The following is a 772-nucleotide window of genomic DNA, read 5'->3' as shown; positions in this document are numbered from 1 at the left end:
GCCCACGCCCGTCACGATGCCCTATGCCGGCGCCGGGTCTCGCGTTGGGGCAGAGGGGCGATGCGCGGTGGTCGGGGGATTCTGGGCGCGTGAACCGCGCCCCGGTCTTACTCAGGCGTAAACGTTCACGTTGCGCCCCAGCGTGCCTTCGGTCGCCAGTGCCGGCTGCTGCGGCAGCGCGCTGAGCAGGGCCATGGCGCCCGCCGCCTGAATGTCGATCGCCTTGCGCAGCACCAGGAGGCCGACCGCATCGGCTGCCCCTTGGGTATTGCTCGACGCGATGTTGACGCTGGCGGAGTTGGCGATGTCCATCTCGCATGTATCGGCAGGCCTGATCAGAACTTGAGTCGGAACGAGCAGCCTGGCACGAAGGCGAGCTTGTATGGTGAAGAGCTGAGGCCCGGCATATCCGCGCTCGGTGCTAGCGTCGGCGCCGTTTGCTGATCAACACCGTCGGGAAGCTCACCGGCAGCGTGCGCGGGTAGTCGCGGCTGAAGTGCAGGCCGCGGCTCTCGTGGCGCATCAGGGCCGAGCGCACGATCAGCTCGGCGCATTCGACGAGGTTGCGCAGCTCCAGCAGGTCGCGCGTGACTCGGAAGCTCCCGTAGTAGTCATCAATCTCGCCGCGCAGCAGCTTGATGCGATGCAGCGCGCGCTCCAGGCGCTTGGTGGTACGCACGATGCCGACGTAGTTCCACATCAACAGGCGCAGTTCGTCCCAGTTGTGGGCGATGACGACCTGCTCGTCGGCGTTCTCGACCTGGCTCTCGTC

Annotated in this window: 1 protein-coding gene and 1 pseudogene; both read right to left on the bottom strand. The window is 66.6% G+C overall.

The genetic code is table 11. The features are described from left to right. Window positions 1-111: 111 nt before the first annotated feature. Window positions 112-312, bottom strand: a complete 201-nt coding sequence (locus AC1DU6_RS33660; RefSeq protein WP_056195652.1) for a putative motility protein — start codon at window positions 310-312, stop codon at window positions 112-114. Between the two features lie 109 nt (window positions 313-421). Further along, window positions 422-772 (bottom strand): annotated as a pseudogene (locus tag AC1DU6_RS33655) (L-aspartate oxidase); the annotation flags it as partial.

Source organism: Roseateles sp. P5_B10 (genome assembly GCF_056400485.1).
Note: the sequence above shows the minus strand (reverse complement) of the source record. Positions and strands in the feature narration are given on the sequence as shown.